Origin of the sequence: Microbacterium testaceum (assembly GCF_020781835.1) — a bacterium.
Classification (GTDB): Bacteria; Actinomycetota; Actinomycetes; order Actinomycetales; family Microbacteriaceae; genus Microbacterium; species Microbacterium testaceum_H.
This window is the reverse complement of sequence record NZ_JAJGNJ010000010.1, coordinates 84,266-106,764: the sequence shown is the minus strand read 5'-3', so window position 1 is coordinate 106,764 and position 22,499 is coordinate 84,266. Positions and strand designations below refer to the sequence as shown.

The 22,499-nt window shown below is 67.4% G+C and carries 21 protein-coding genes and 2 pseudogenes; 17 read left to right on the top strand and 6 right to left on the bottom strand.

Annotated features, from left to right (window positions below):
- Nucleotides 1-6: 6 nt before the first annotated feature.
- A complete protein-coding gene (gene mobF / locus LL239_RS14520; RefSeq protein WP_228164181.1) occupies nucleotides 7-3,450 on the bottom strand; it encodes a MobF family relaxase in 3,444 nt (1,147 codons plus the stop codon).
- Between the two features lie 231 nt (nucleotides 3,451-3,681).
- On the opposite strand from mobF, the gene LL239_RS14515 reads away from it, so the two are divergent.
- Both LL239_RS14515 and LL239_RS14510 read left to right on the top strand, forming a co-directional pair.
- The gene (locus LL239_RS14515; RefSeq protein ID WP_228164158.1) at nucleotides 3,682-4,155 is read left to right on the top strand and encodes a hypothetical protein; all 474 of its coding nucleotides are present in this window, start codon (nucleotides 3,682-3,684) and stop codon (nucleotides 4,153-4,155) included.
- 77 nt (nucleotides 4,156-4,232) lie between these two features.
- Nucleotides 4,233-5,228, top strand: coding sequence for an ImmA/IrrE family metallo-endopeptidase (locus LL239_RS14510; protein ID WP_228164157.1), 996 nt, complete (start codon nucleotides 4,233-4,235; stop codon nucleotides 5,226-5,228).
- A 938-nt stretch (nucleotides 5,229-6,166) separates the two neighbouring features.
- Here LL239_RS14510 and LL239_RS18215 read toward each other — a convergent pair.
- Nucleotides 6,167-6,361, bottom strand: a pseudogene (locus LL239_RS18215) (DDE-type integrase/transposase/recombinase); the annotation flags it as partial.
- A 61-nt stretch (nucleotides 6,362-6,422) separates the two neighbouring features.
- Nucleotides 6,423-6,545: pseudogene (locus LL239_RS18155) on the bottom strand (IS3 family transposase); the annotation flags it as partial.
- A 111-nt stretch (nucleotides 6,546-6,656) separates the two neighbouring features.
- On the opposite strand from LL239_RS18155, the gene LL239_RS14500 reads away from it, so the two are divergent.
- The 15 genes from LL239_RS14500 (at nucleotide 6,657) to LL239_RS14430 (ending at nucleotide 20,467) form a co-directional block, all read left to right on the top strand.
- Nucleotides 6,657-7,340: a TetR/AcrR family transcriptional regulator gene (locus tag LL239_RS14500; RefSeq protein WP_228164155.1), complete on the top strand. Its 684-nt coding sequence runs from the start codon at nucleotides 6,657-6,659 to the stop codon at nucleotides 7,338-7,340.
- Between the two features lie 151 nt (nucleotides 7,341-7,491).
- Nucleotides 7,492-8,331, top strand: coding sequence for an alpha/beta fold hydrolase (locus LL239_RS14495; protein WP_228164154.1), 840 nt, complete (start codon nucleotides 7,492-7,494; stop codon nucleotides 8,329-8,331).
- Nucleotides 8,332-8,406: 75 nt separating this feature from the next.
- Entirely contained in the window at nucleotides 8,407-9,903 is a 1,497-nt protein-coding gene (locus LL239_RS14490) for a flavin-containing monooxygenase (protein ID WP_228164153.1), read from the top strand.
- The gene (locus LL239_RS14485; RefSeq protein WP_228164152.1) at nucleotides 9,900-10,658 is read left to right on the top strand and encodes an SDR family NAD(P)-dependent oxidoreductase; all 759 of its coding nucleotides are present in this window, start codon (nucleotides 9,900-9,902) and stop codon (nucleotides 10,656-10,658) included. Before LL239_RS14490 ends, LL239_RS14485 begins: the two co-directional genes overlap by 4 nt.
- A 43-nt stretch (nucleotides 10,659-10,701) precedes the next feature.
- Complete coding sequence (locus LL239_RS14480) at nucleotides 10,702-11,580, top strand: SDR family NAD(P)-dependent oxidoreductase (RefSeq protein WP_228164151.1); 879 nt, start codon at nucleotides 10,702-10,704, stop codon at nucleotides 11,578-11,580.
- Entirely contained in the window at nucleotides 11,580-12,458 is an 879-nt protein-coding gene (locus tag LL239_RS14475; RefSeq protein ID WP_228164150.1) for a branched-chain amino acid ABC transporter permease, read from the top strand. The genes LL239_RS14480 and LL239_RS14475 overlap by 1 nt, the downstream gene beginning before the upstream one ends.
- Nucleotide 12,459: 1 nt before the next feature.
- Nucleotides 12,460-13,572, top strand: coding sequence for a branched-chain amino acid ABC transporter permease (locus LL239_RS14470; protein WP_228164149.1), 1,113 nt, complete (start codon nucleotides 12,460-12,462; stop codon nucleotides 13,570-13,572).
- Nucleotides 13,569-14,306 carry an ABC transporter ATP-binding protein gene (locus LL239_RS14465; RefSeq protein WP_228164148.1) on the top strand — a complete coding sequence of 246 codons (738 nt, stop codon included), beginning with the start codon at nucleotides 13,569-13,571 and terminating at the stop codon, nucleotides 14,304-14,306. Before LL239_RS14470 ends, LL239_RS14465 begins: the two co-directional genes overlap by 4 nt.
- Complete coding sequence (locus tag LL239_RS14460) at nucleotides 14,293-14,997, top strand: ABC transporter ATP-binding protein (protein ID WP_228164147.1); 705 nt, start codon at nucleotides 14,293-14,295, stop codon at nucleotides 14,995-14,997. Before LL239_RS14465 ends, LL239_RS14460 begins: the two co-directional genes overlap by 14 nt.
- Before the next feature lie 42 nt (nucleotides 14,998-15,039).
- Nucleotides 15,040-16,311 carry an ABC transporter substrate-binding protein gene (locus LL239_RS14455; protein WP_228164146.1) on the top strand — a complete coding sequence of 424 codons (1,272 nt, stop codon included), beginning with the start codon at nucleotides 15,040-15,042 and terminating at the stop codon, nucleotides 16,309-16,311.
- Nucleotides 16,312-16,340: 29 nt separating this feature from the next.
- Nucleotides 16,341-17,093 (top strand): cyclase family protein, encoded by a 753-nt coding sequence (locus LL239_RS14450; RefSeq protein WP_228164145.1) that lies wholly within the window; start codon nucleotides 16,341-16,343, stop codon nucleotides 17,091-17,093.
- A 232-nt stretch (nucleotides 17,094-17,325) separates the two neighbouring features.
- Nucleotides 17,326-18,453, top strand: coding sequence for an alcohol dehydrogenase catalytic domain-containing protein (locus LL239_RS14445; RefSeq protein ID WP_228164144.1), 1,128 nt, complete (start codon nucleotides 17,326-17,328; stop codon nucleotides 18,451-18,453).
- Nucleotides 18,450-18,980 carry a VOC family protein gene (locus LL239_RS14440; protein ID WP_228164143.1) on the top strand — a complete coding sequence of 177 codons (531 nt, stop codon included), beginning with the start codon at nucleotides 18,450-18,452 and terminating at the stop codon, nucleotides 18,978-18,980. Before LL239_RS14445 ends, LL239_RS14440 begins: the two co-directional genes overlap by 4 nt.
- A 577-nt stretch (nucleotides 18,981-19,557) precedes the next feature.
- The gene (locus LL239_RS14435; RefSeq protein ID WP_228164142.1) at nucleotides 19,558-19,965 is read left to right on the top strand and encodes an SOS response-associated peptidase family protein; all 408 of its coding nucleotides are present in this window, start codon (nucleotides 19,558-19,560) and stop codon (nucleotides 19,963-19,965) included.
- A 70-nt stretch (nucleotides 19,966-20,035) separates the two neighbouring features.
- Nucleotides 20,036-20,467 carry a hypothetical protein gene (locus LL239_RS14430; RefSeq protein ID WP_228164141.1) on the top strand — a complete coding sequence of 144 codons (432 nt, stop codon included), beginning with the start codon at nucleotides 20,036-20,038 and terminating at the stop codon, nucleotides 20,465-20,467.
- A gap of 164 nt (nucleotides 20,468-20,631) precedes the next feature.
- Here LL239_RS14430 and LL239_RS14425 read toward each other — a convergent pair whose 3' ends face one another.
- The 3 genes from LL239_RS14425 to LL239_RS14415 are packed head-to-tail and all read right to left on the bottom strand — an operon-like array spanning nucleotide 20,632 to nucleotide 22,446.
- Nucleotides 20,632-21,213, bottom strand: coding sequence for a hypothetical protein (locus LL239_RS14425; protein ID WP_228164140.1), 582 nt, complete (start codon nucleotides 21,211-21,213; stop codon nucleotides 20,632-20,634).
- Nucleotides 21,210-21,968: a hypothetical protein gene (locus tag LL239_RS14420; RefSeq protein WP_228164139.1), complete on the bottom strand. Its 759-nt coding sequence runs from the start codon at nucleotides 21,966-21,968 to the stop codon at nucleotides 21,210-21,212. The genes LL239_RS14425 and LL239_RS14420 overlap by 4 nt, the downstream gene beginning before the upstream one ends.
- A gap of 43 nt (nucleotides 21,969-22,011) precedes the next feature.
- The gene (locus tag LL239_RS14415; protein WP_228164138.1) at nucleotides 22,012-22,446 is read right to left on the bottom strand and encodes an HD domain-containing protein; all 435 of its coding nucleotides are present in this window, start codon (nucleotides 22,444-22,446) and stop codon (nucleotides 22,012-22,014) included.
- Nucleotides 22,447-22,499: the final 53 nt, after the last annotated feature.

Genomic DNA, 22,499 nt, shown 5'->3' with positions numbered 1-22,499 from the left:
GCAGCCTTACAGCCCGAGTCCGCGGTCGGGAGTCGTCGGCCCGTCGTCCAGCGGGCGGCGGGTGAAGTCGTGGAGTTGGGCGGCGCGGGCCTCGCGCTCGGCCAGGGTGCGCTCGATGGCCTCCCGCTTGGTTTGCTCCTGCTCGGCGCGTGCGCGGATCAGCTTTGCCGCCTCGGTCGGTGGCAGGGTCTCGATCGTGGCGAGGTCGCGTCGGGCGGCGGCGGCGCGCTCGCGCCACCGTCCGGCCTGTGCTCCGGCGCGGCTCGGTGCGCGCTCGCCGAGCAGTTGGCGGCCCAGGTTCTGGCGCTCTTGCGCCTGGCGCGCGGCGAGTTGCTGCTGCTCGTATCGCGCTTGTTCGGCCTGTTCCTGCGTCTCGATCACACGCGGGTCCGCGTCGGCTTCCCGCCGCGCGACCGATGCGGCCCATGCCTCGACGCCCCCGGGCGTCTCCGGCAGTCGGCCCCATCTCGACAGCCCGGCCGTCTCGATGGTGCGGTGCTCATCCGTCGCCTCCGACAGCCTGCGGCCGGCCCTGCGCTTGCTGAAGCCGCGAGCGGCGCGCTGAGCGTCCGAGGCTTCCCACACCCGGCGTCGTGCCGTGAGGTAGGCGGTTCCATCCGTCGTCGCCTGGTCGATGAGCGGAGCGACGACCTCAGCGCGCATCCGCTGCGCATCCGCTTCTGCTGCCGCAAGGATCGCCTGCTGCTCGTCGGCCTTGGCCCGGTGCGCCTCGCGCTGCCCGTCCAGGGCCGCCACGACCCGCTCCCACTTGCCCGCCTCGCGCTCGGCGCGCTCGATCTGCTCGACCAGGCGGGCGCGCTCGGCTTTCACGAGACGTACCGGCCCATCGGCGACGAGGCCGACAACGGCCTCGCGTGCGGCCTGGGTCGCGGCGACCAGCCCCCGGTCGGCGCGGTCGCGCTCGAGCGTGGCGACGAACTGCTCCCGCGCGTCGTCCACGTCCGCGGCGACGACGTGCAGCCGGTTCGCCTCCTGCCCTCGGGTCATACCGACGTAGACGCCGGAGGCGTCGAGCGCATCGGAGAGGACCGTGCGCGATGCGGGCACGGTCGAACCCTGCACCCCGTAAGCAGTCGAGGCATAGGCCAGGTGCGTGTGTTCCGCGACGTACTCGGCGGGGAGCCGCACGGTGCGCCGCCGCTTCCGGCCAGTCCCGTTCTCCGTCGCCCACACTGTCCCGTCCGACCCCACGGCCTGAACGGTCCAGGTCTGCCGATTCGCCACTTGCACGTCGGAGTCGTTCTGCCGGGTCTGGATCACATCGCCGGCGCCGATACTCAGGCCGTCACTACCCGAGGTCGTGCGGGCGTCGTCGACCACGCCGGCGCGCACCCGCTCCTGCCGGATGCGCGCGTTCAGCTCGCGCGCCTCGTCGTTGGTCGCCGCCGTGATCGCGTCCCCTTCGCGGGCGTCGCGGGCGATCGCTTCCTGCATCGCTTCGGTGCTCTCGTGCAGCACCACGAGGCCGAGGGCGTGCAGCCGGTCGAACAGCGGGGCGGGATGCTCACCGCGGCGCAGCTGCACGGTGAGGTCCGCGTACTCGGGGTCGGCGAAGCGATGCACGGTCGTCATGTCGTAGGTGCGGCCGGCGAGCTGCGCGGCCATGTCGAGCACGCCGCCGCGACCGACCGCGGGGAGCTGCGCCCGGTCCCCGACCAGGGCGAGAGTCGCGCCGTGCTCATCCGCGACAGTCAGCAGCGCGAGGGCGGTGTCTTGGTCGAGCATCCCCACCTCATCGATCACGATCCGCTCACCACGGATCAGCCGCGCCTCCGTGGATGGGCCAGCGTAGGTGCTGCCGTTCTCGGGGTCGGTGTCGCCGGGTGCGAGGCGGGACCACACGCCGTCTCGGTTCCACCGCCAGCCGTGCTCGTGGATGAGCTTCGCCACGCTGTCGGTGCTCACGCCGAGTTCCTGCGCGGCCACGTCGGCGGCCTTCTTCGTCGGCGTCACGACCCGCGTGCGCCGCCCCTGCCCGTCGGCGGCCTCGATCGCGGTCCTAAGCATTGTGGTCTTGCCCGCGCCGGCCGCACCCTCTACCACCACGAGCGGATCGGTCCCCGCGACCGCGGCGGCGGCATCCGCCTGCTCCGGGTCCAAGCCGGACGCGCGCGCCAGGCGCGTCACGTCCGGCACCCGGCCGGTGCTGGCCGTTGCGCGGGCGGTCAGCCGATCACGCAGGTTCGTCTCGACCGCGACGACGTGCAGCGTCGTCAGGTGCGCCACATGATCGGGCTGCACCGTGCCGGGCGGCAGCACGGACAGACAATCCTCGACCGCGAGCCGAGTGGTGAGCGCCACGAGTTCGCGCAACGCCTCGGGGGTTGCGCGCACCCCTGCCTCGTTGATGATGCGCGTAACGTGCTCCTGAACGTCATGCACCGTCCACGTCGATGCACCGGCCCCGCAACGGTCCAACGCGCGACCGGCGACCTGTTGCACGCTCAGGTCGTCCAGCGACACGGCTGCGCGCACCGGCATCCGCTCGGGGTTCGGCCGGTAGCCGGCCGCGTCCAGCTCGGCACGCCAGGATGACTCGTGGCCGAGCGTGGCCGGCTTCTTGGCCGGCCGCTCGTGATCCCACGCCATCGCGGCCAGCCGGGACATGGCGACCGGGCCAGGCTCCTGCCCCGGATGGGCCGCCCGCCACTCGGCCTCGAACTTGGCGAGGTTGCGGGAGACCTGCTCGCCGCGCTTGGACATGACCGCGTTGTACGAGGCCAGCTCCGCAACCTCCCCGGTCACCGGATCGAGCGTGAGGCCGTGCGCGTCGAGCACGGCGGCGAGCTGCGGGTGCGCGGCGATGACCGCTGTGCCGAGCGCGCGGATCGCGCCCTGCTGCCGGAACAACGCCCCGGTGTCCAGGCCGCGCCACGCCCCCGCCGCCCAGACGCGCGTGCCGATCTGGAAGTGGATGTGTCGGTGCGGGTCACCCGCGCGGGAGGTCTTGTGTGAGACGGCGACCGTCTCCAACTGCTCGACCGGCACCACCTCCTGCTTCCCGCGCGGCCCGACCCTCGTGACGGAGTGCTGGCCGAGCCAGGACCGGATCTCCGCTACCGCGTCACGCTGCGCGGCGTCCAGCGCCCCTGACACGTCCGGGTGCAGCGCGGCGGCGATGGACAGGGACTTCGGGGCGTTCACGACCATCTCCGCGAACCGCGGCGACCCCTGCCGACCCTGGCCCGCCTGCCGCGGGGTGCCCATCGACTCGCCCGTGAGCGGGTTGATCCAGTCCACCCATTGCGCGTACTCGTCAGCCGTCAGCGCGCCCTCACCGATCACCGTGCCGCCGGCATTGACCACGGCGAACTCCGCCAGAGGGGTCCCGCCCTCCAAGTAGTAGTCATCGGCGCGCGACCGATCCGACTCCAAGTAGCGGCGCGCGTCCGCGCCGGAGCCCCGGAACAGGATCACGCCGCCCTTCATCGTACTCACCTGTGTTTCTTATAGCGAGCCATTGGTATCTACCACGGTAGCATACGTCCATTCAGGAAGAACGGGAGTTGAGCTGCGGTACGGGGAGAGTTGTGGGGTCAGCGGAGAGCTGGGGGTGACGTGTGAGGACGAGAGCGGAGGCGCTGGAAGGTCGGGCGTCGTGGTTTGGAGGAGGTCGCCAGCGGCCCGTTGCGTCTTCCGGCGTCCGATCGTTCTGCTCGGGTGCATCTCACTCGCGCGGTCGCGCGGGCCCGGCTCGACGAAGCGAAACTGTCAGGGTGGACGCTGAATGCGACGCAGACCCGGAACTCGGCCATCCAGCTCTGTCACGACGACCTCGTGCTGCGCTTCCTGCACTCGACAAGTGCCGTTCCCGCTCCGGGGCGGAACTTCGCGCGCCGCGCTTGGTACACGAACTCCGCGCTCGTGGAAAACGAGGTGCTGTTCGCCGAGCCGGAGCGATTGCTGATGATGTGGGGGGCCGACTTCGCAACGGGCACCGTGAACCTGCACCTCGTCCACACCGTGGCTCCGTGGGACTTCGGGAAGCGTGCGCGGATTGACATGTTCGTCCCCGTCGACAGCGTCGAGGACTTCGAATCCGCGGTCTTCGACTCTCAGGATGAAGAGGATCTGGAGTCGCCCTCCCGTGAGGAGGCGGTCGAGGGAGAAGGCGATCAGAGTGTTTCTGCCTGAACGCATCACCGCGGCTCGGGAGTTGCTCAACGTCACTCAAGTCGACCTCGCTGAAGCTTCAGGGGTCAAGCAATCCGATGATCTCGATGGTGGAGACTCACCGCCGGGATTTCACCCCGTCTCTCGCTACCTCCTTCGCGGAGGCGATGAGCCTTCCCCTCGAGTTCTTCAAGGTGGCCACCCGGGCGACCGCCACTGTTCACTTCAGGAAGACGGCAACAGCGAGGGTGCGCGAGACGACGCGAACCCGAGGACTCTTCCATGAGGCGTTCCGCGTTACGGAGCGAATCCTTGATGGCAGCGGTTACCCGCGCCCCCTGCTTCCTGTGATTCAGGATGAAGATGGGGTGCTCTCGATAGCTCGAATTGAGGAGATCGCGGCCTCCACTCGGGACGCACTGGCGATTGCTCCGGATGTGCCGATCACCAACGTGATGCGGGCACTGGAGCGATCGGGTATCGCGGTCGCACCCTTGGGCTTCGACGACGCTGCTCTCGCTGGACACGATGGCGTTTCGTTCTCGGCCGGACGGGGTCAGGCCGCCTTGATCGGCTACATCGCAGCGAGCGGAGATCGCTCCCGCTTCACGCTCGCTCACGAGCTGGGTCACCTGGTCCTGCACTCCTTCCGTGCCTCATCGGATCCGGAACGGGAAGCCCATACTTTCGCAGGCGCGTTCCTCCTCCCGAGTGAGCCGGCGCGCACGCTGATCATGCCTGACGTAACGCTCGGTGATCTCGCTCGCGTGAAGGCGAGCTGGGGTATCTCTATCGCTGCTCTGGTCAAGCGAGGCGAGGCGACGGGCGCGCTGAGCAAGGACCGATCTACGACCCTCTGGCGGCAGATCTCTTCACGTGGGTGGCGAAAGCAGGAACCCGTCGAGGTGCGTCCCGAAACCCCGCGCTTGCTCTTCCGGTTGCTGCAGGCGCAGTACGGAGAGAACCCGTACTCATCGTCAGACATAGAGCACGACCTCGCGCTTCCAACGATGATGATTCGTGCCCTCGCGCCTCAGCCAGCCAAGGCGAATATCGATACGCCTCGCCCAGTTGCCCAGCTTCGGGCGCTCTGAAGCTGGTCCAGACTCCGCCAGGCCGACACCGCTGCTGTCCCCGTGGCGGAGTCTGATGCCGCTAATGTCGCCGGCATGACCGCGCAGCGCAAGTTCCGCTCTCTACACAGCCCTGAACAGGTTCCTCCCGGAACGAGGCTGAGTGTGTGTGCGAAGAACGCTGCGGCCGCTCGGACAAATATCGTCGCGTGCAGGTGAAGAACCCGGCGTATGGGGCGATTGGCAGGTGGTCAGTCGCCCGGCTACAACTGCATGAGTGTCTCCTCCCGCACCACCCGCATTTCGGCGGCCGAGTGCGAATACGCGGCCTCCAGGGCGGACGCGAGGAGGGGACGTCGCGATTATTCACGTACACCTATCAGCTCGTATCCTTTGGAGCTTGCGTCGCCGATGGCGCTCGCGTGCGGACGGATGCGGTGGCGCCGCCCGTCATTCAGAGTGTTCGATTCGATCTACCATGCCGAGAGCCTGCGACCGCAGCCATAGCGGGAGCCGCCGCGAACACGCCGATACTGACCAACGCACATCTACGGAGACACGCGCCCGCCGGCGAGCAGATCGGACACTAGCTGGCTGACGCAGGAAGATGTGCCCTCCGCCGAACCGTGTGTCGGCGGCAGTCGCGTGTTTCGCATGAGGAGACGTCGCACCTCGGGACGTGCGCCCTCCGCGATAGTCGGGACCTTGATCGGAACACTGAGGTTTATGAGCGCGTCGTACGGCGCGGCGATGCGAGCGAACTCCTCCGTTGAAGGCGATGTTGACGTTGCTCCCGTTCACGATGATCATGACCGGGCTCAACCAGTCGATGCAACACCGGCCTGTTGGCGCAACAGTAGCTGCTCGTTGAGGGCCTCCGCGGGAGTCATCCATCCGAGCGACTTGCGAGGGCGCGTGTTCAGCGCGAATGCGTCGACGGCTTGGCCTGCGCGGTCTCTGACCCACAACGCCATCTCCAATGCCTCCAGCGGCAGCTCGGTGGACATGCGGTTGGTGGTGCGCCAGCCGCCGATGCGCCGGGAGAACACGTCGGTCACGAACGCGGTGACGGTCATGCCCGACCGGGGCGCCACGTAGGTGAAGTCGACCACCCAGAACTGATTCGGCCGCTGTGCGGTGAACTGGCGCTGCACGCGGTGCGGGCGGACGGCAGCATGATCGGGGGCGGGTCGTGACGAGCTGCTTGCCCCGCCGGATGCCACGAAGCCCTTGGCGGCGCATGAGACGCTCGACGGCGCGGCGCGCCACGTCGATGCCCTGGCGGTGTAGCAGCCGCCAGATATTGCGGGCTCCGCCGATCCCGCGCCCCAGTAACAACTCACACGCTCACCGCCGTCGTTCATTGGCGCCATGACCGTGCCTGGACTAACGTTTGAGCGGGAGTGGCTCTCACTTCACGTGGGACCCCGAATGCAAGAGGAGCCGTCGGTGAGCGAAGATCCAGCGAGCCGCGACGTCGCTGCCGAGCGTGAGAAGCCGATCGGCCTGAGGGAGAGAGCCCGCCGAGAGCGCTACGCGCGGATCCGCAAGGCGGCCCAGGAGCTGTTCGCCGAGAAGGGATACAGCGCGGTCACGACCCGGGAGGTGGCCCAGCGTGCCGAGGTCGGCGAAGCGACGCTTTTCCGTTACATCGCCAACAAGGAGGAGTTGCTACTGCTCGTGGTGGGCGAGCGTGTCGACGCGCTCGTCGAGCAGGTGCTCGAGGCCGACCGCGCCACCGTCGCGGCCCCGCACAATCCCAGCGACGGTGAGTGGTACCTGGCCCGAATCTATGCGCTGTATGAGGCCCGCGTCGCCTACTTCCAATCCGATCCAGAGCACGTGGCGAACTACCTCAGCTACGGCCTGAAGTCCGATAACGCCCTGGGCGCGCAGAGCACGGCGAGCGGCGACCGCGTGATCAATCTCGTGCAGTCGATCCTCTCCTCGGCGCAGGCGGCCGGCGTGATCCGCGGCGACGTCGCGGCGAACATCGTGGCGCGCAACTGCAACGGGATCTACATCCACGAGATCCTGCGCATCCCGTCCCGACGACTCTCGGTAGAGGGGACGTGGGACCGGCTGCGCGAGCGCTTTGATGTCATGCTCCGACCACTGCTGATCGCCTCCTGACCGCTTCTGGTCGCGCCCTGCAAGCTCAGACTTGCGGATTGAGCTCTCACTTTCTAAAGTGATAGTGCGCTCCGACTGGAGTGCACGCTCAAAGAGGAGCAGTTGCTCCTCTCCGCGGGTCCATCTCAGCGAGAAGGAACGAGAGGCAGCAGTGGATCTTCACCCCGATGCCAAGGCCGGATCGATCGAGTTCAACGGCGCTCCCGTCGAATACGCCGACACCGGAGCGCCGGGAGACGAGCGCATCACGATCGTCCTCGTCCACGGGACGGGCGGCACCACCGCCACCCACTTCGGCACGCTCTATCCCATGCTGGCGGCGCGCCACCGCGTGATCGGCATCGACCTGCGCGTGGACGGGTCGACCACCCTGGACACGCTGGTCGCGCAGGTCGCGGCCCTCATCGAGGATCGCTCGGCGGGGCGGCCAATCCACCTCGTCGGCTACTCGCTCGGCGCCGTCGTGACCGCGGCGCTCGCCGGCCGCCACCAGCACCTCGTAGCCACGCTCACACTGATCGCCGGCTGGGTCGCCACCGACAAGCAACAGCGGCTCCGCCACAATGTGTGGCGCCACCACCACGAGGTCGGGGGTCGTTCGCTGCAGGAGTTCCAGACGCTCATGGCGCACAGCTCGCAGTTCCTGCGCTCGAAGTCCGACCATGACCTCGAAGCGATGATTGCGAGCCGCACCGTGCGCCCCGGCACTGACATCGAGATGGACATCAACGGGACCGTCGACGTCGCCGACGAAGTCGCCGCGATCACGGCTCCCACTCTCGTGATCGGCTGCCTCGACGACCAGATGGTCCCCATCCGTCACAGTCACATGCTGTTCGGCGGCATCCAAGACTCGCGACTCGCCGAGATCCCCTCAGGCCACGCCGTCACTGTCGAGCGCCCCGCGCAACTTTTCCAGCTCATCGACGCCTTCGTGCGTCAGCCCGATCGGCACGCGGCCGGCAGCACGATCCCCGCGCTGACCATCTGAGCCCGCGTCGCTCACAGCGACGAACGAACGAGACATGAACGAACGCGGCACCAAAGAACCTACGGAGGGAATGACATGACCGAGGCAGTTGACGCCACTCACCGCAGCGATGTGCTGATCATCGGAGCGGGCTTCGCGGGGGTCGGAGCGGCGATCCGGATCCTCCGCGAAACCGATCAGTCGGTCATCGTGCTCGAGAGGGGCCACACGGTAGGCGGCGCTTGGCGGGACAACACCTATCCAGGCGCGGAATGCGACGTGCCGTCGCACCTGTACTCTTACTCGTTCGACCTCAACCCCCGGTGGTCGAAGATGTTCGCGGGTCAGGCCGAGATCCTCGAGTACATCGAGCACGTGGCCAAGCGCGAGGGCGCGTGGGAGCACATCCGCTTCAACCACGCGGTGGACGAGATCCGCTGGGACGAGACGGCGCGGGTGTGGCGCGCCCAGGCCGACGGCGAGTGGTTCGAGGCCGCCGCGCTCATCATGGCTGTGGGGTACCTCTCAGACGAGAAGCTGCCGGACGTCGACGGAATCGACTCGTTCCAGGGCGACATCTTCCACTCGGCCCGGTGGGACCACTCGGTGCCACTTGAGGGCAGGCGAATCGCGGTCATCGGATCGGGCGCGAGCGCGATCCAAGTGATCCCCGAGGTCGCGAAGGTCGCCGGTCATCTCACGGTCGTCCAGCGTTCCGCGGCATATGTGACGCCGCGGCACGACAAGCAGTACACCGAAGCGGAGATGCGCATGTTCGAGCGGCGTCCCGAGATCATGGAGCAGATCCGCGCCGACCTGTTCTGGGCCAATGAGGAGCGGTACGCCCAGCGGCGTGGCACCCGGTCGCTCATCGAGACGGTGACCAGGAGCGCCCTCGACCACCTCCGGGCACAGGTTCCTCCGGGCGAGCTGCGCGAAAAGCTCACACCGGACTACACGATCGGCTGCAAGCGCATCCTCAAGTCAAACACGTACTACCCCGCGTTTCTGCGCGACAACGTGACGCTTGTCACAGGTGGCGCGCGGCAGATCGGGCCGAACTGGATCGCCGGTCCCGACGGCGTGCGCCACGAGGTAGACGTCATCATCGCCTGCACCGGCTTCGAGGCCACCGACATCCCCATGGCGTACAGCACGTTCGGTCGCGACGGCATCTCGCTGAAGCAGGCGTGGAACCGCGGCATGGAAGCCTACCGCACCACGGCAGTGCACGGATTCCCGAATCTGTGGTTCCTCAAGGGCCCGAATACGGGGCTCGGTCACAACTCGGCGATCTACATCGCCGAGGCGCAGATCGACTACGTGATCGACGCTCTGCGCGAGGTCAAGGACGGCAAGATCCTCGAGGTGCGCGCCGAGGCGCAGGAGGCGTACATGCAGGAGGTCGAGCGCCTCAGTGAGGGCACCGTATGGCTCTCCGGCGGCTGCTCAAGCTGGTATGTCGACCCGCGCAGCGGCCGACTGACCACGTTGTGGCCCGACTTCTCCTTCACCTTCCGCGAGTACAACAGCACCTTCGCGGACGACGCTTACGACGTCCGCGAGGTCGAGCTGGCAGGGGCCAGCGCGTGACCGCCGCGGAGGTCTCTGTCGTCACGGGAGCCTCGGGTGGCATCGGCACCGGCATCGTGAGGGCTCTGCTCGAACGCGGGGACCGCGTCGTGGCCGTCGACATCAGCGCCGACGCCCTCGAGCGCCTGCGCGCGGATATAGGCAAGACGGAAGGGCGGCTGATCGGCGTCGTCGCCGATGTCGCCGACGAGCGAGACTGGGACCGTGTGCGCGACGAGGCGAGCGCCGAATTCGGCGCGCCGACAGTCCTCGTGAACAACGCCGGCATCTCCCCTAAGCACGACGGGAGGAAGTTGCAGGGCGTCGACATCCCGCTCGTCGAGTGGGACGCCGTCGTCGCCGTGAACCTCACGGGCCCGTTCCTGGGTATCCGGGCCCTCGCGCCCGGCATGATCGAGGCCGGTCACGGACGCATCGTCAACATGTCCTCGGTTGCCGCCCGCTACGGCGGGCGCCTCGGCGCCGTCCACTACGCGGCCACCAAGACGGGACTGCTCGGCATCACCCGCGCGTTCGCGCACGAGTTGGCCTCGTCGGGCATCACCGTGAACGCCATCGCCGCGGGCCGCATCGGCACCGGCATGGCGGCCATGGTGAGCGACGATGTCAACCGCGACTACGCGAGCACCGTCCCGGTCGGCCGCCTCGGCACGGCCGAGGACATCGCCCACGCGGTGCGCTATCTCACCGATCCGGCTTCCGGCTTCGTCACCGGGATCACGCTTGATGTCAACGGCGGATCCCACATGCAGTGAGCGACGACGCTCGCCGCATCTCGCCCTACCCCGAAGGACACCCATGACCGCACACACTGACGAGCTGGCCGGACGCGTCGCGTTCGTTACAGGCGGGGCCAGCGGAATCGGCTACGAGACCGCGCTACGGCTCGCGGCCCGAGGCGCACGCCTGGCCCTCGTTGACCGCGACGCCGCGCAGGTAGCCGAGGCCGCCCGGCGGATCGGCGGAGGTCACCTCGGTATCGTCGCCGACGTGACCGACGTCGCATCGCTCGACACGGCCGTCACACGGGCCGTCGATACGCTCGGCGGGATTGACATCGTCGTCTCGAATGCCGGCGTCGGATCGGCCTCTACCGTACGCGCGTCGGACACCGACCACCTCACCCGGATCGTCGACATCAACCTGTCGGGCCAGATCCGCACCGTAAAGGCGACGCTGGAGTGGGTGATCGCCCGTCGCGGCTACATCGTGTTCACATGCTCGGCCGCCGTGCTCAAGAACACTCCCAAGTCGTCCGCGTACGCGGCAGCGAAGGCGGGTGTCGAGGCGTTCGCCGGCGCGCTGCGCATGGAGGCGGCCTCTCACGGCGTGGACGTCGGCGTGTTCTATCCCGGCTGGACGCGGACGCCGATGATTCATGGCAAGGCATCGCGCAGCGCCGATAGCAAGAGCTTGCCATGGCCGCTGAGTATCACGAGCGAGGTCGGGGACGTCGCCGACGCCTACGCCCAGGCCATCGTCGAGCGCGCACGGACCGCTTACTTCCCACGGATCCACCGCTACCTTCACTGGATCAGGCCGCTGTATACGAACGGCGCATGGGACCGCCGCCTTCGCGACGAGACGGCGCGCAACGTGGCGTCCTGGGAGGCCGACCTCCCCCCATACCGCGACCTCCTCCGAGCCGCCAACGACCGAGGGAAAGGAGTGAGCTGATGTGGGACCTCCTTGTGCTCGGCCTCATGGCGGGCGGAGTTCTGGCGCTCGTCGCGGTCGGGCTGACGCTCATCTTCGGCGTGATGGATGTCATGAACTTCGCGCACGGCGAGTTCGTCATGCTCGGAATGATGGGCACGACCGTGATCGTCACGGCGACGGGGATGAACCCGTATGTCGCGGGTCTGCTCGTGCTGCTCGCGTCGATCCCGGTCTCCTTCGCGATCTATCTGCTACTGATCCGGCGAGCGCTGGGTAAGTCGATCAACGTGCAGATCTTCGCCACCCTCGGCCTCAGCATCCTTCTTCAGGCTGCGGCGCTGATGGCATTCGGATCGCGCACGTTCGCCTACTCGGATGCCTTCGCCGAGACCCGCGTCGGCGTGCTCGGCGTCTCAGTGGAACTGGGACGCGTCATCGCCTTCGTGGGAGGTCTGGTGCTCGTGGTCGCGCTGCAGTTCTTCCTGCACGGCACGCACGCCGGCAAGTCGATCCGCGCGGTCGCCGAGGACAACTACGCCGCGCGCGTCGTGGGCCTGCGCATCGAGTGGGCCTACGCGGGCGTGTTCGTGCTGGGTACCGCGTTCGCCGTGGCCGCGGGGGTGCTCGTCTCGCCGTTCACGGCTGTGTCGTCCACCACAGGCCTCAGCTACGTGCTCACGAGCTTCGTGATCGTTGTGCTCGGGGGGTTCGGGTCGGTCTACGGAGCCCTGCTCGGAGGTCTGGCAGTGGGCATCGTCGAAACCTTCGCGGGTTACTACCTCGGCACGCAGTGGATGCAGGCATCCGCCTTCGTCCTGTTCGTCGTGATCCTGATCCTGCGTCCGCAGGGTCTGTTCGGGAAAAAGTCGCTCGACTCGGCGATGGTGGGAGGTTGATATGAAGCGGTTCGCACCGTACCTGCCGCTTATCGCGATCGCGGCGGCCCTGCTTCTGTACATCGCGATCGACCCGGGCCGGCTCATGCTGGATCTGCTCGTGACGATCCTCATCTTCGCGACGTTCGCCACGGCATGGAACATCGCCGGAGGCATGACCGGACTGTTCTCGCTCGGGCACGGCGCGCTGTTCGCGATCGGGGCCTTCGGCACCACACTGCTGCGCCTGAACCTGGGCCTGCCGACGTTCGCGGCAATCCTCGCGTCCGCCGCGATCGCGGTCGTGGTGGCGCTGTTCATCGGGGCTATGAGTGTGCGCCTGCGCGGCCACTACTTCGGCCTGGCCACCCTGGGCCTCAGCGTCATCATGTTCATCGCGCTGCAGAACTTCTCGGACATTACGGGCGGCGACGAGGGCATCTCGATCCCGCGGGAGCCGGAACCCCGAGAGCTGATCTTCGGCTCGAAGGCGGAATACGCCTACGTGGCGCTGATCCTCTACGCCGTCACAGCTCTCGTGGTGATCATGCTGCGCCGCTCGAAGCTCGGCTACCAGATGCGCGCGGTGAAGGAGGACGAGATCAGCGCTCGTTCAATAGGCATCCCGGCCGTGCGGGTCAAGCTCACCGCCCTCGCGGTTTCCGGCTTCTTTTCCGCGGTCGCCGGAGCGATGTTCGCCCAGTTCACGTTGTACATCACGCCCGCCAACGCGGGATCGGTCGATGTCTCGTGGGAGCCGGCGCTGATGGCCATCATCGGCGGCATGGGCACGGTCTTCGGGCCGCTGCTCGGCTCCGTGATCATCACGATGATGGAGCACCTCGTCGTCGATGCGGTCGGCGCGTCGATCCCCGGCCTGTCGTCATTCATCTACGGCGCGTTGCTCATCGTCTGCATCCTGCTCATCCCCAACGGGGTGCTCGGCCTGCTCAAGCGGGGCGCCGAGTGGCTGCTGCGCAAGATGACAGGCAGGCCGCAGCCCGCCGGTCGCATCGACACCGAGGTCGTCCGGGTTCCCATCCTCGAACGGCGGGACGAAGACGAAGACGAAGATGAAGACCGCGGCGTGGACCTCGTCGCGACGGACGGGGCTGGCAGGGAGGGGCACGCATGACAAACGCCATCCTCGAGGTGGAGGCCGTGAGCATCTCGCTCGGCGGTCTGCAGATCCTCGACAACGTGAGCCTCACCGCCGGCCGCGGCGCGATCACCGGCGTGATCGGCCCGAACGGTGCCGGCAAGACCACGCTGTTCAACATCGTCTCGGGCTTCATGAAGCCGACAGGGGGCAGCGTGCACTTCGACGGCACGAAGCTCATCGGCATGCCGCCGGAGAAGATTGCCAAGCGCGGCCTCACCCGCACCTTCCAGAAAGTGCGCGGCCTTCCCGACGCCACCGTACGGGAGAACGTGCTGATCGGGGCGCTGAACCGTCACAGCACCGTGTCCGCCGCGGAGGCCGTCGTAGATCGCCTCCTCGACGAGCTCCGGCTCGACCGCTACCGGGACGCCAACGCGGGCGCCCTGCCTATCGGTCTGCGCAAACGGCTCGAGGTGGCCCGCGTGCTCGCGGCGGAGCCGTCACTCGTGCTGCTCGATGAGGTCATGGGCGGTCTCGTCCCTTCGGAGATCGAGGAGATGATGGCGCTCATCCGCGCACTCGCGGACGACGGCATCTCGGTGATCCTCATCGAGCACCACATGAAGGCCGTTATGGGCCTGTCCGACCACGTCTACGTGCTGGAACGCGGACGGAACCTTGCCGACGGCCCTCCCGCTGAGGTCACACGGGATCCCGCGGTCATGACTGCTTACCTCGGAGAGGGATTCGACCATGCTGCACATTGAGAGCCTCGCCGTCTCGTATGGCCGCGCGAAGGTGCTCTTCGACGTCAACCTTCGTGTGGAGCAGGGCGAGATCGTCACCCTCCTGGGAGGAAACGGCGTCGGCAAGACCACCACGCTGAAGGCGATCTCGGGACTCGTCAAGCCCCGCAGCGGCTCCATCATGTTCGACGGCACGCAGATAGCGGGGGCACCAAGTCACCACATTGCGCGACTCGGGATCGCTCACTCGCCCGAAGGGCGGCGGCTGTTCGGCAACCTGTCGGTCCAGGAGAACCTGGAGCTCGGCGCCGTCACGACGCGGGCGCGTCGCGTCGCAGATCAGACGCTCCGTCAGATGTTCCGTATGTTCCCAATTCTGGAGGAGCGGCGTAAGCAGCACGCCGGTCTCCTCTCCGGGGGACAGCAGCAGATGGTCGCCATCGCGCGTGCCCTCATGGCCAAGCCCAAGTTGCTCGTCCTCGATGAGCCGTCGCTCGGACTCGCGCCGAAGATCGTCACCGAGGTGTTCGAGGCGATCTCCACGCTGCGCGAGGAGGGCATGACCGTGTTGCTCGTGGAGCAGAACGTCGCACAGGCGCTCAGCGTGGCCGACCGCGGCTACGTGCTCGAAGAGGGAGAGACCGCCGTCGAGGGCGACGCGCAAGAGCTGCTCGCCGACCGGCAACTCCAAGAGGCATATCTCGGTATCTGAATCACACCACTGTCGCTTCAACGACGAAACGAAAGGTAACCCATGAACACCAAGCTCAAGGCCAGCATCGCGCTCGCGCTGAGCGCCGCGACGGCCGTCTCGCTCGCTGGCTGCGCGAACGGATCCGGCGGGGCCGGCGGAGAAGGCGATGAGATCGTGATCGGCCGGCTGCTGCCGCTCACCGGTACGCTGGCTGGCACCGGCACCCGCGTCGCAAACGGCTCCGAGATCGCGCGCCAGATCATCAACGAGGAGGGCGGGATCGACGGCCGTCAGGTCGTGTTCGAGGACGTCGACGCCCCGGACGACGACGCCGCGCGTCAGGGCGCAGAGCGCCTGCTCAACGAAGGCATCGACAAGGTGCTCGGCACATTCGGGTCGTCGCTGGCGCTTGCAGCGATCCCCGTGATCACAGGGGAGGGCGGTCTGTACTGGGAGACCGGGGCATCTGCCGTGGGCATCACGGACGGCACCTACGACAACGTCTACCGCACCTCCCAGAACGCCGGCGACATCGGCACCGACGCTGTAGCGTACGCCACCGAGGTGCTGTCGGAGACCCTCGCCGTTGACCCGGCCGAGATGACCGTCGCCTGGGCGGGCGTGAACAACTCGTACGGTGAGGACGTGCTGGCGGGCGTCAAAGAGAGCGCCGCAGAGCACAACCTGGACGTCGTCCTGGAGGCCGCATATCCCACCGATGCGAGCGACCTGTCGAACGTCGCGTTGCAGATCCGCGACGCGAATCCCACCGTGCTGGTGCTCACCAGCTATGACGCCGACGCCGCGGCTTTGGCCCGCGCCATGCGCTCGCAGGACATCACTCCGCCGGTCATCATCGGCTCCGGCGGCGGCCACGTGAACGAGGCGTGGATCGAGGCCATGGGCGATAGCGGCAATGGTTTCTTTAACGTCGGCTTCTCGGGACAGACGGGCGTCGAGGGCCTATCGGACGCGGCGCAGAAGCACTACGCGGAGTTCTACGAGCGCTACGCCGAAGAACACGACGGCGCCGAGCCGGGCGCGTTCGATATGAACGGTTTCGTGGGCGCCATGTCGCTGTTCGAGGTCATGAAGGCCGCAGACGACTTGAGCGCTGCGGGCGTCGCCGCCGCCGCCGACGAGATCGACATTGCCGAGCGCGAGTTCGCCGACGGGCAGGGTCTGAGCTTCGACGAGAACGGCCAGAACGAGCGCGCTGTGTTCTTCGTCAGCCAGTGGCAGGACGGCAAGGTCGTGCCGGTATTCCCGACCGACATCGCCGTGTCCGAGCCAATCGACGTCCCGTTGCCCGGCTGGGACGAGGACCGCTGATCTGTCGGGCGCGGAGAGAGGCGGCATCCATGGGCCAGACGATCATCGATCTCACCCTCGTCATCGAGGAGGGCATGCCGGGCCACGCGACGCACGGTCGCACGCCGGTGCGGCTCGCGGGATCCCTCAATCACTGGGCATACGCGGCTACTGAGCGGCGTAATCCCTATGACGGTCGCCGCCTCTCTTTCCAGAACGAGCAGTGGGTGCTGAACGGCAACACCGGCACTCACATGGACGCGCCGTGGCATGCGAACCCAGACACAATGCTCTCGGCCGAGCGTGTGCCCATCGAATGCGGGTTTGGCCCAGCGGTGTGGCTCGACTGCACCGCAGCCTGCACGCCGCGTGGCGTGATCACGCCGGAGCTTCTCGAGGCCGCTGAGGCGGCATCGGGAGAGCGCATCCAGCGCGGGGACATCGTCCTCCTGCACACCGGGTGGTCGCGGTTCATCACGTCGGACAAGGAGCGTTACCTCACGGAGCACCCCGGCCTCAGCAAAGAGGCCGGGGAATGGCTACGCGCAAAGGGGATCCGGACCCTCGGGATCGACACCCCCACGCCCGAGACCCCGGAAGGCGGTTACAGCGCCCCGATCCACATGAACTTCCTTCGGCCCGAGTCACTGGGACTGCAACCCGACGACTTCGTCGCGATCATCGAGAACCTCGTGAACATAGATCGGATCACCACGCACCGCTTCCAGTTCATCGGCATGCCGCTGCCCCTCAGCGGATCGAGCGCGAGCCCGATCCGAGCGATCGCTGTGGTCGACACCTGACGACACCATCCATCGACAGCTGCTTGCTCACCCGGTCAAGAAACCGCTCCGTCGCTTCGCGGACATCTTGGATGAACGCGCGCTGTCGTTCTATGACATTTCGATAATCGAATCGCCCGCTTGAGGGTTAACTCCGATCGGATTACACTCTCAATATGCGCGTTAACCTCGTAGTTGAAGGAAGCGCTGAGGCGGCAGCCGTGAAACGGCGGGAAGAGAGGAACGGAGCATCGTGCGCATTACCGGCGCCGTCTTGACGGCTTCAGGGCGGGATAGGCCCTATTCGACGAGCAGGCCACTGGAAATCACCGAGCTGGAGCTAGAGGAGCCGGGGCCCGGTGAGATCAGGCTCCGGATGGAGACTGCAGGTGTGTGTCATTCCGATCTGTCCGTGGTCGACGGGAACCGACCCCGCCCGCTGCCCATGCTTCTGGGCCATGAAGGCGCCGGGATCGTTGAACGCGTCGGCGAGTCGGTTACAGGCTTGGTGCCGGGAGATCGCGTATCCACGGTATTCCTACCCCGTTGCGGCGCCTGCGCCAGCTGCCTGACCGACGGCTTGTTGCCCTGCATTCCGGGGACACGCACGAACACGGAGGGGGTGCTCCCTTCCGGAACAAGTCGAATATATCGCGCCGGGGAACCAGTGCATCATCATCTCGGCGTCTCAGCCTTCGCCACCCACGCGGTCGTCGACCAGCGCTCCGTCGTGCGTGTCAGCCCGGATGTCCCCCCTGCAGTGGCCGCAGTACTTGGCTGCGCCGTCCTGACCGGCGGCGGTGCCGTTATTAATGCCGCTCGGTTGCGGCCCGGAGATGACATCGCGATCGTCGGTCTCGGCGGCGTGGGCATGGCGGCAGCCCTCGTCGCGAGCGCCATCACGCGTAGCGCCGGCGGAAGGGTGATAGGAGTCGACGCGAACCCCGCCAAGCACCAGGCGGCCAGCGCGTACGGCATCGACGAGGCACTTACCCCTGAGGAAGCCATCGCATCGGAGCTTCGGCTGCCTGCAGTGATCGAGGCCGCCGGACACCCGCGGGCGTTCGAGACGGCCGTTTCGCTCACCGCACCCGGCGGTGTCACGGTCACGGCGGGACTGCCGTCACCCGACGCACGTTCATCGATATCACCCCTGGACATCACAGCCGGGGCGCGGCGGATCGTCGGCTCCTACCTGGGCTCGTCGGTGCCGTCGCGCGACATCCCGTTCTACGAAGGCCTGTGGCGCGAAGGGCGACTCCCCCTCGAGCTCTTGGCGACGGCTTCGGTTCCGCTAGAGGAGATAAACTCAGCACTCGACGTTCTCGCCGACGGCGCCGCGATCCGTCAGATGATCCTATTCGATGAGACGCGGTCATGAGATTCGACTTCGGCCAGCCTGCCGATGGGCTCATCCAGTTCGCCTACGTTGTTGCTGACCTCGAAGCCTCCGTAGCCGAGTGGACGAGCATCGCGAACGTCGGCCCGTGGTTTCTCCGCGGACCTTTTTGGACGAACGCACGCTATCGGGGCCGGCCCTCTTCTAACCACCTCTATGTCGGGCAGGCGTACTCCGGGAACACCATGCTCGAACTCATCCAGCAGCTCGATGACTCCCCGTCTGTGTACCGGGAGGTCGTCGAGCAGCGGGGCTACGGCTTTCATCACACCGGGATCGGCACGCTCGACTATGAGGGGCAGGTCGCTCGTCATGAAAGCCAGGGGTTCGAGACAGCATATGAAAGCACACTTCCCACGGGTGCCCGACTGAGCTACTTCGATACCGGACGTCCGCTGGGAGGAATGCTGGAGATCGTCGAGATCACGCCCGCCCAAGAGGCCGTGTACTCAAACGTGTACCGCGCGGCCCAAGGATGGGACGGCAGCGCGCCGATTCGGAAACATTAGTCAAATCGCTCCGTCCCGCGATCCCGGCGGCAACAGCCGCGGCCCAGACCACGCAGGAAGAGCGCCGGCTTCGGGGAGCCGGTTCGTCTAGCGCAGAGCAGCGTACTGCGGACCCGGCTTTCGAATGTTACGTGGCGCCGGCGACGTCGACGAGTGCACCCATTGGAGCTCGGTCGGCATCTTCGGAATCTCCCGCGGCCCGACGCGAATAGACATCGGTCACGGACGCCATGAACGCCGTGCCCCATCAGTCCGGCGTATAGAGAGTCGAGGACCCGGAGCGGATCATTGTGCCCCGACGGTCGTGTCGTCGCGGCGACCGGCTTGCCGGTGACTCGATTCGATCGGCGGGAGCCGGCTCAGGCGGCAGCAGACCAGAACCGTGTGGTCCGTCAACGAGAACTGCGCTAGGGCGTGTCTCATAACCGTTTGAGCCAGATGGTGATCGCTCGAAGGAGTTGAGTCCCGCATAGTGGTGTAGCGCACGGTGGTCCGGCTCGTCGCTTACGACATAGACGCGGTCACCGTGTGATCCTTCGAGGAAACTCTCACATCCCACTCGAACGGAATCATCACGATGACCCGGACCGGCGCGAAGTCCCCGAAGACGGCGCACTTCCTGCACGGCGATGGGCTCCTCGCCGCGGCGGGGCTGACCTGGACCGCCGACGTCGACGGGCAGCGGCGGCGCGTGTTCGTCGTCATCACCCGCGAGGCACGGGATGCCGGCGGGGAGATCCACGACAGGATGCCGGCGTTCCTCGAGCGGGATCTCTGGGACGAGTGGCTGAGCCCGGCGCCGCTGACGGTGAAGGGCGATGCCGCGGCATCGAAGAGCAACCGGACGAATCTGCTGCTGGCACTCGACGCGAGCTCGGCCGCGATCGCGTCGACGATCCGCACGCACGTCGTCGACTCCAAGGTGAACAACACCCGCACGGTGGATCCCGGCGACCCCACTCTGATCGAGCCGATCGGCTCCTGACGTCCGAGGGAGCGGCTATCGTCCTGGGCAAGAGGCCGGGTCCGTGCCGGCCGGTTCGCGAGGGGATGCCATGCGGAGGTACATCGACGACGCGCCGGAGGGAGTGGTCGTCTATGCGTCGGCCGTGGACTTCACCGATGAGGACCGCTCGAGGATCAGCGGCTTCGGCATCCCGGGTGACGCCGGCGGATACGACGCCATCGAGCCCGTGCTGCACGAGGACGGCTCCCAGTGGCGCGTGAGCGTCCTCGACAGCACGGTGTACGCGGTGCTGCGCCGACACGTGCACGCGGACCGATACACGTTCGCCGGGCCGCTGTGGGTGATCGCGACCCTCCCCGCCGGGCACCAGTACCTCTCGCATCACCTGCGCCCCAGCGCGGCCGAGTACTTCCGGGATCTCGAGTCCCGCTACCGCAACAAGCCCGACGGTCTTGTCGACGTCGTGCGGGAGATCCAGGCGTGGGCCGGAACCCTCTCCCCCGTCGCGAGCGTGTACTGAGCCGCGGCGCTGCGTGGACGTCTTCGATCTGGCCACTCAGCCGCGATGTCCGGAGTGCTCGGGAGTGCTGCACACGGTGCCGGGTGGATTCGTCTGCCGCGGCTGCAACGCGGCCTACTCGGACCGCGTGATCCAGCTGCGGCCCCGGTCGTGACCTGCGTCCGTCACAACCCGACGGTGCGTCCCTTCTGCGCTTCGTCATAGCGGGCGACCTGGACCTGCACGCGGCCGTCCTCGAGCGGGGTGACCCTGGTCTGCAGCCGGCCGAGCTCGGCCAGAGCGCGGATCCGCTTGTTGAGGATGTCGTTGGCGGCGACGTAGGCGCGCTGCTTCTTCTCGCCCGGGTACGCCCGCCAGGTGACCCACTCCCCCGGGGCCGCGTTGAGGAGCACCTGCGCTTTCGCGCGCGCGCGGGCCCGGGGTGACGGCTCGACCCACTCCTGTGATCCGTCGTCGATCACGACGTCGGGATCGAGAGCGTGCGGGTCGGCGCGGTACTGCTCCAGCTGCGGGCCCTTGCGGCGTGCGTCGAGGCGTCCGATCACGCCCTCTCGGATCGCCTCCCGGGCTGCAGCGTCCGACAGCGGCGAGTACGTGAGCTCCTGCTCGCCGTAGTAGTCGTGGGCGAGGCCCCGGTTGCGGTGGAACTTGCCGGTGTTGGGCACGTACACGTACAGGCGGCCGGCGTCGGATTCGTGCGCGATCCAGAGCTTCCGGTCGTCTTCGGTCACGAGGAGCAGGCTCATGGTCGGCGTCCCTTCTTGGGCTTGTCATAGGGGTTGGGGTAGCTCTTCGCGACGACGTCGACGCCGAGCAGTTTCTGCTGCCCGGTCAGCCCCCGTGGGATGGGGATCTGCGACCAGGCGCCGACCATCCCGTGGTGCGCTGCGGCGCGTTCTTCCCAGGGGTGGTCGTCGTCGCGCGCGATCTCGTAGGCCTCATGCCAGCGGGTTTTGGTCTGGATGCCCTGCTCGGAGTGGAACTGGACTTCGATCTCCTGCTGCGTGCCGGGGTGGCGCAGCACGGCATGCAGGCCCTTGTAGGGGTTCCCGTCGACGTAGGAGTGCTCGACCTCGAGCAGCTCCCACCCGCGGGACTTGAGGTTGCGCAGCGTGTCACGTGCCATCGGGAGCACCTCGTCCGATGTCGGGGCGACGCTGGTGTAGCGCAGCAGGTCGGTGATCTTCTCGCTCACGTCGTACGGGTTCAGGTCGGGGTACCGCTCGGCTTTGCGGTTGATCTTGGCCGCGAGGGATCCGGGCGACTTCATCCGGAACTGCAGCCCATCGGGTCGGCATCCGTCCGGGATCGACGCCAGGACGTCGCCGGTGACCTCCGGCTCCGCCTCGGCCAGGTACCGCAGTGAGGCGATCGTCGCGCCGGCGACCTGGTCTCCGTACTTGGCGTACAGCTCGGCCGACGTCGGAGAGCCGTCCCACTCGACAGCCGGCAGTGATTCGTCCGGGGCGGGCAGCAGCTGCGCGAGGGTCACCTGCCGCAACCGGCGATGGTCCCTGCATCGGCGCCCGCCCTCTCCGCATGACCTACACACCTCCGCCGAGCCGCTCTCGCGCGAGGTCGTACTTCGCGATCAGGCGGGCTCGGGTCGGCGGGTCCAGGGCCGCCAGGCGGCCAGGGTCGCTGTTGTCGGCGAGGTCGGCCATCTTCACGGCGCGCGCCAGCGGGTTCGCGGCGACCCGGTCGTAGTACGCGGGCTTGTCCTCGCCGGGGCGCTTGGTGATGGCGTCGACGGCGTCGACGACGTCCTCGGGGAACTGCTGCCGCAGCTGGTCGAGGGTGACCGGGGTGTCCTCGACGACGTCGTGGAGCCAGGCGATCGCCTCGAGCGTGGCGTTGCCAGCGACCCGGCCGGCGACGCGCGCCGGGTGCGTGAGGTAGGGCTGGCCGGCCTTGTCGACCTGCCCCTCGTGGGCGGCGGCCGCGAGGCTCCTCGCCTGCTCCACAATCGCTCCGTTCACACTTTCATCATAGTTCGTCATAGTGAATCGCGGTACCCCTTCTCGCTCGCAGT

What these genes read in the sequence shown, in the direction of transcription:
- mobF (WP_228164181.1), bottom strand. Translation starts at nt 3,450, where the DNA reads ATGAAGGGCGGCGTGATCCTGTTCCGGGGCTCCGGCGCGGACGCGCGC.
- LL239_RS14510 (WP_228164157.1), top strand. Translation starts at nt 4,233, where the DNA reads ATGATCTCGATGGTGGAGACTCACCGCCGGGATTTCACCCCGTCTCTC.
- LL239_RS14490 (WP_228164153.1), top strand. Translation starts at nt 8,407, where the DNA reads ATGACCGAGGCAGTTGACGCCACTCACCGCAGCGATGTGCTGATCATC.
- LL239_RS14480 (WP_228164151.1), top strand. Translation starts at nt 10,702, where the DNA reads ATGACCGCACACACTGACGAGCTGGCCGGACGCGTCGCGTTCGTTACA.
- LL239_RS14475 (WP_228164150.1), top strand. Translation starts at nt 11,580, where the DNA reads ATGTGGGACCTCCTTGTGCTCGGCCTCATGGCGGGCGGAGTTCTGGCG.
- LL239_RS14470 (WP_228164149.1), top strand. Translation starts at nt 12,460, where the DNA reads ATGAAGCGGTTCGCACCGTACCTGCCGCTTATCGCGATCGCGGCGGCC.
- LL239_RS14465 (WP_228164148.1), top strand. Translation starts at nt 13,569, where the DNA reads ATGACAAACGCCATCCTCGAGGTGGAGGCCGTGAGCATCTCGCTCGGC.
- LL239_RS14460 (WP_228164147.1), top strand. Translation starts at nt 14,293, where the DNA reads ATGCTGCACATTGAGAGCCTCGCCGTCTCGTATGGCCGCGCGAAGGTG.
- LL239_RS14455 (WP_228164146.1), top strand. Translation starts at nt 15,040, where the DNA reads ATGAACACCAAGCTCAAGGCCAGCATCGCGCTCGCGCTGAGCGCCGCG.
- LL239_RS14450 (WP_228164145.1), top strand. Translation starts at nt 16,341, where the DNA reads ATGGGCCAGACGATCATCGATCTCACCCTCGTCATCGAGGAGGGCATG.
- LL239_RS14440 (WP_228164143.1), top strand. Translation starts at nt 18,450, where the DNA reads ATGAGATTCGACTTCGGCCAGCCTGCCGATGGGCTCATCCAGTTCGCC.
- LL239_RS14435 (WP_228164142.1), top strand. Translation starts at nt 19,558, where the DNA reads ATGACCCGGACCGGCGCGAAGTCCCCGAAGACGGCGCACTTCCTGCAC.
- LL239_RS14430 (WP_228164141.1), top strand. Translation starts at nt 20,036, where the DNA reads ATGCGGAGGTACATCGACGACGCGCCGGAGGGAGTGGTCGTCTATGCG.
- LL239_RS14425 (WP_228164140.1), bottom strand. Translation starts at nt 21,213, where the DNA reads ATGAGCCTGCTCCTCGTGACCGAAGACGACCGGAAGCTCTGGATCGCG.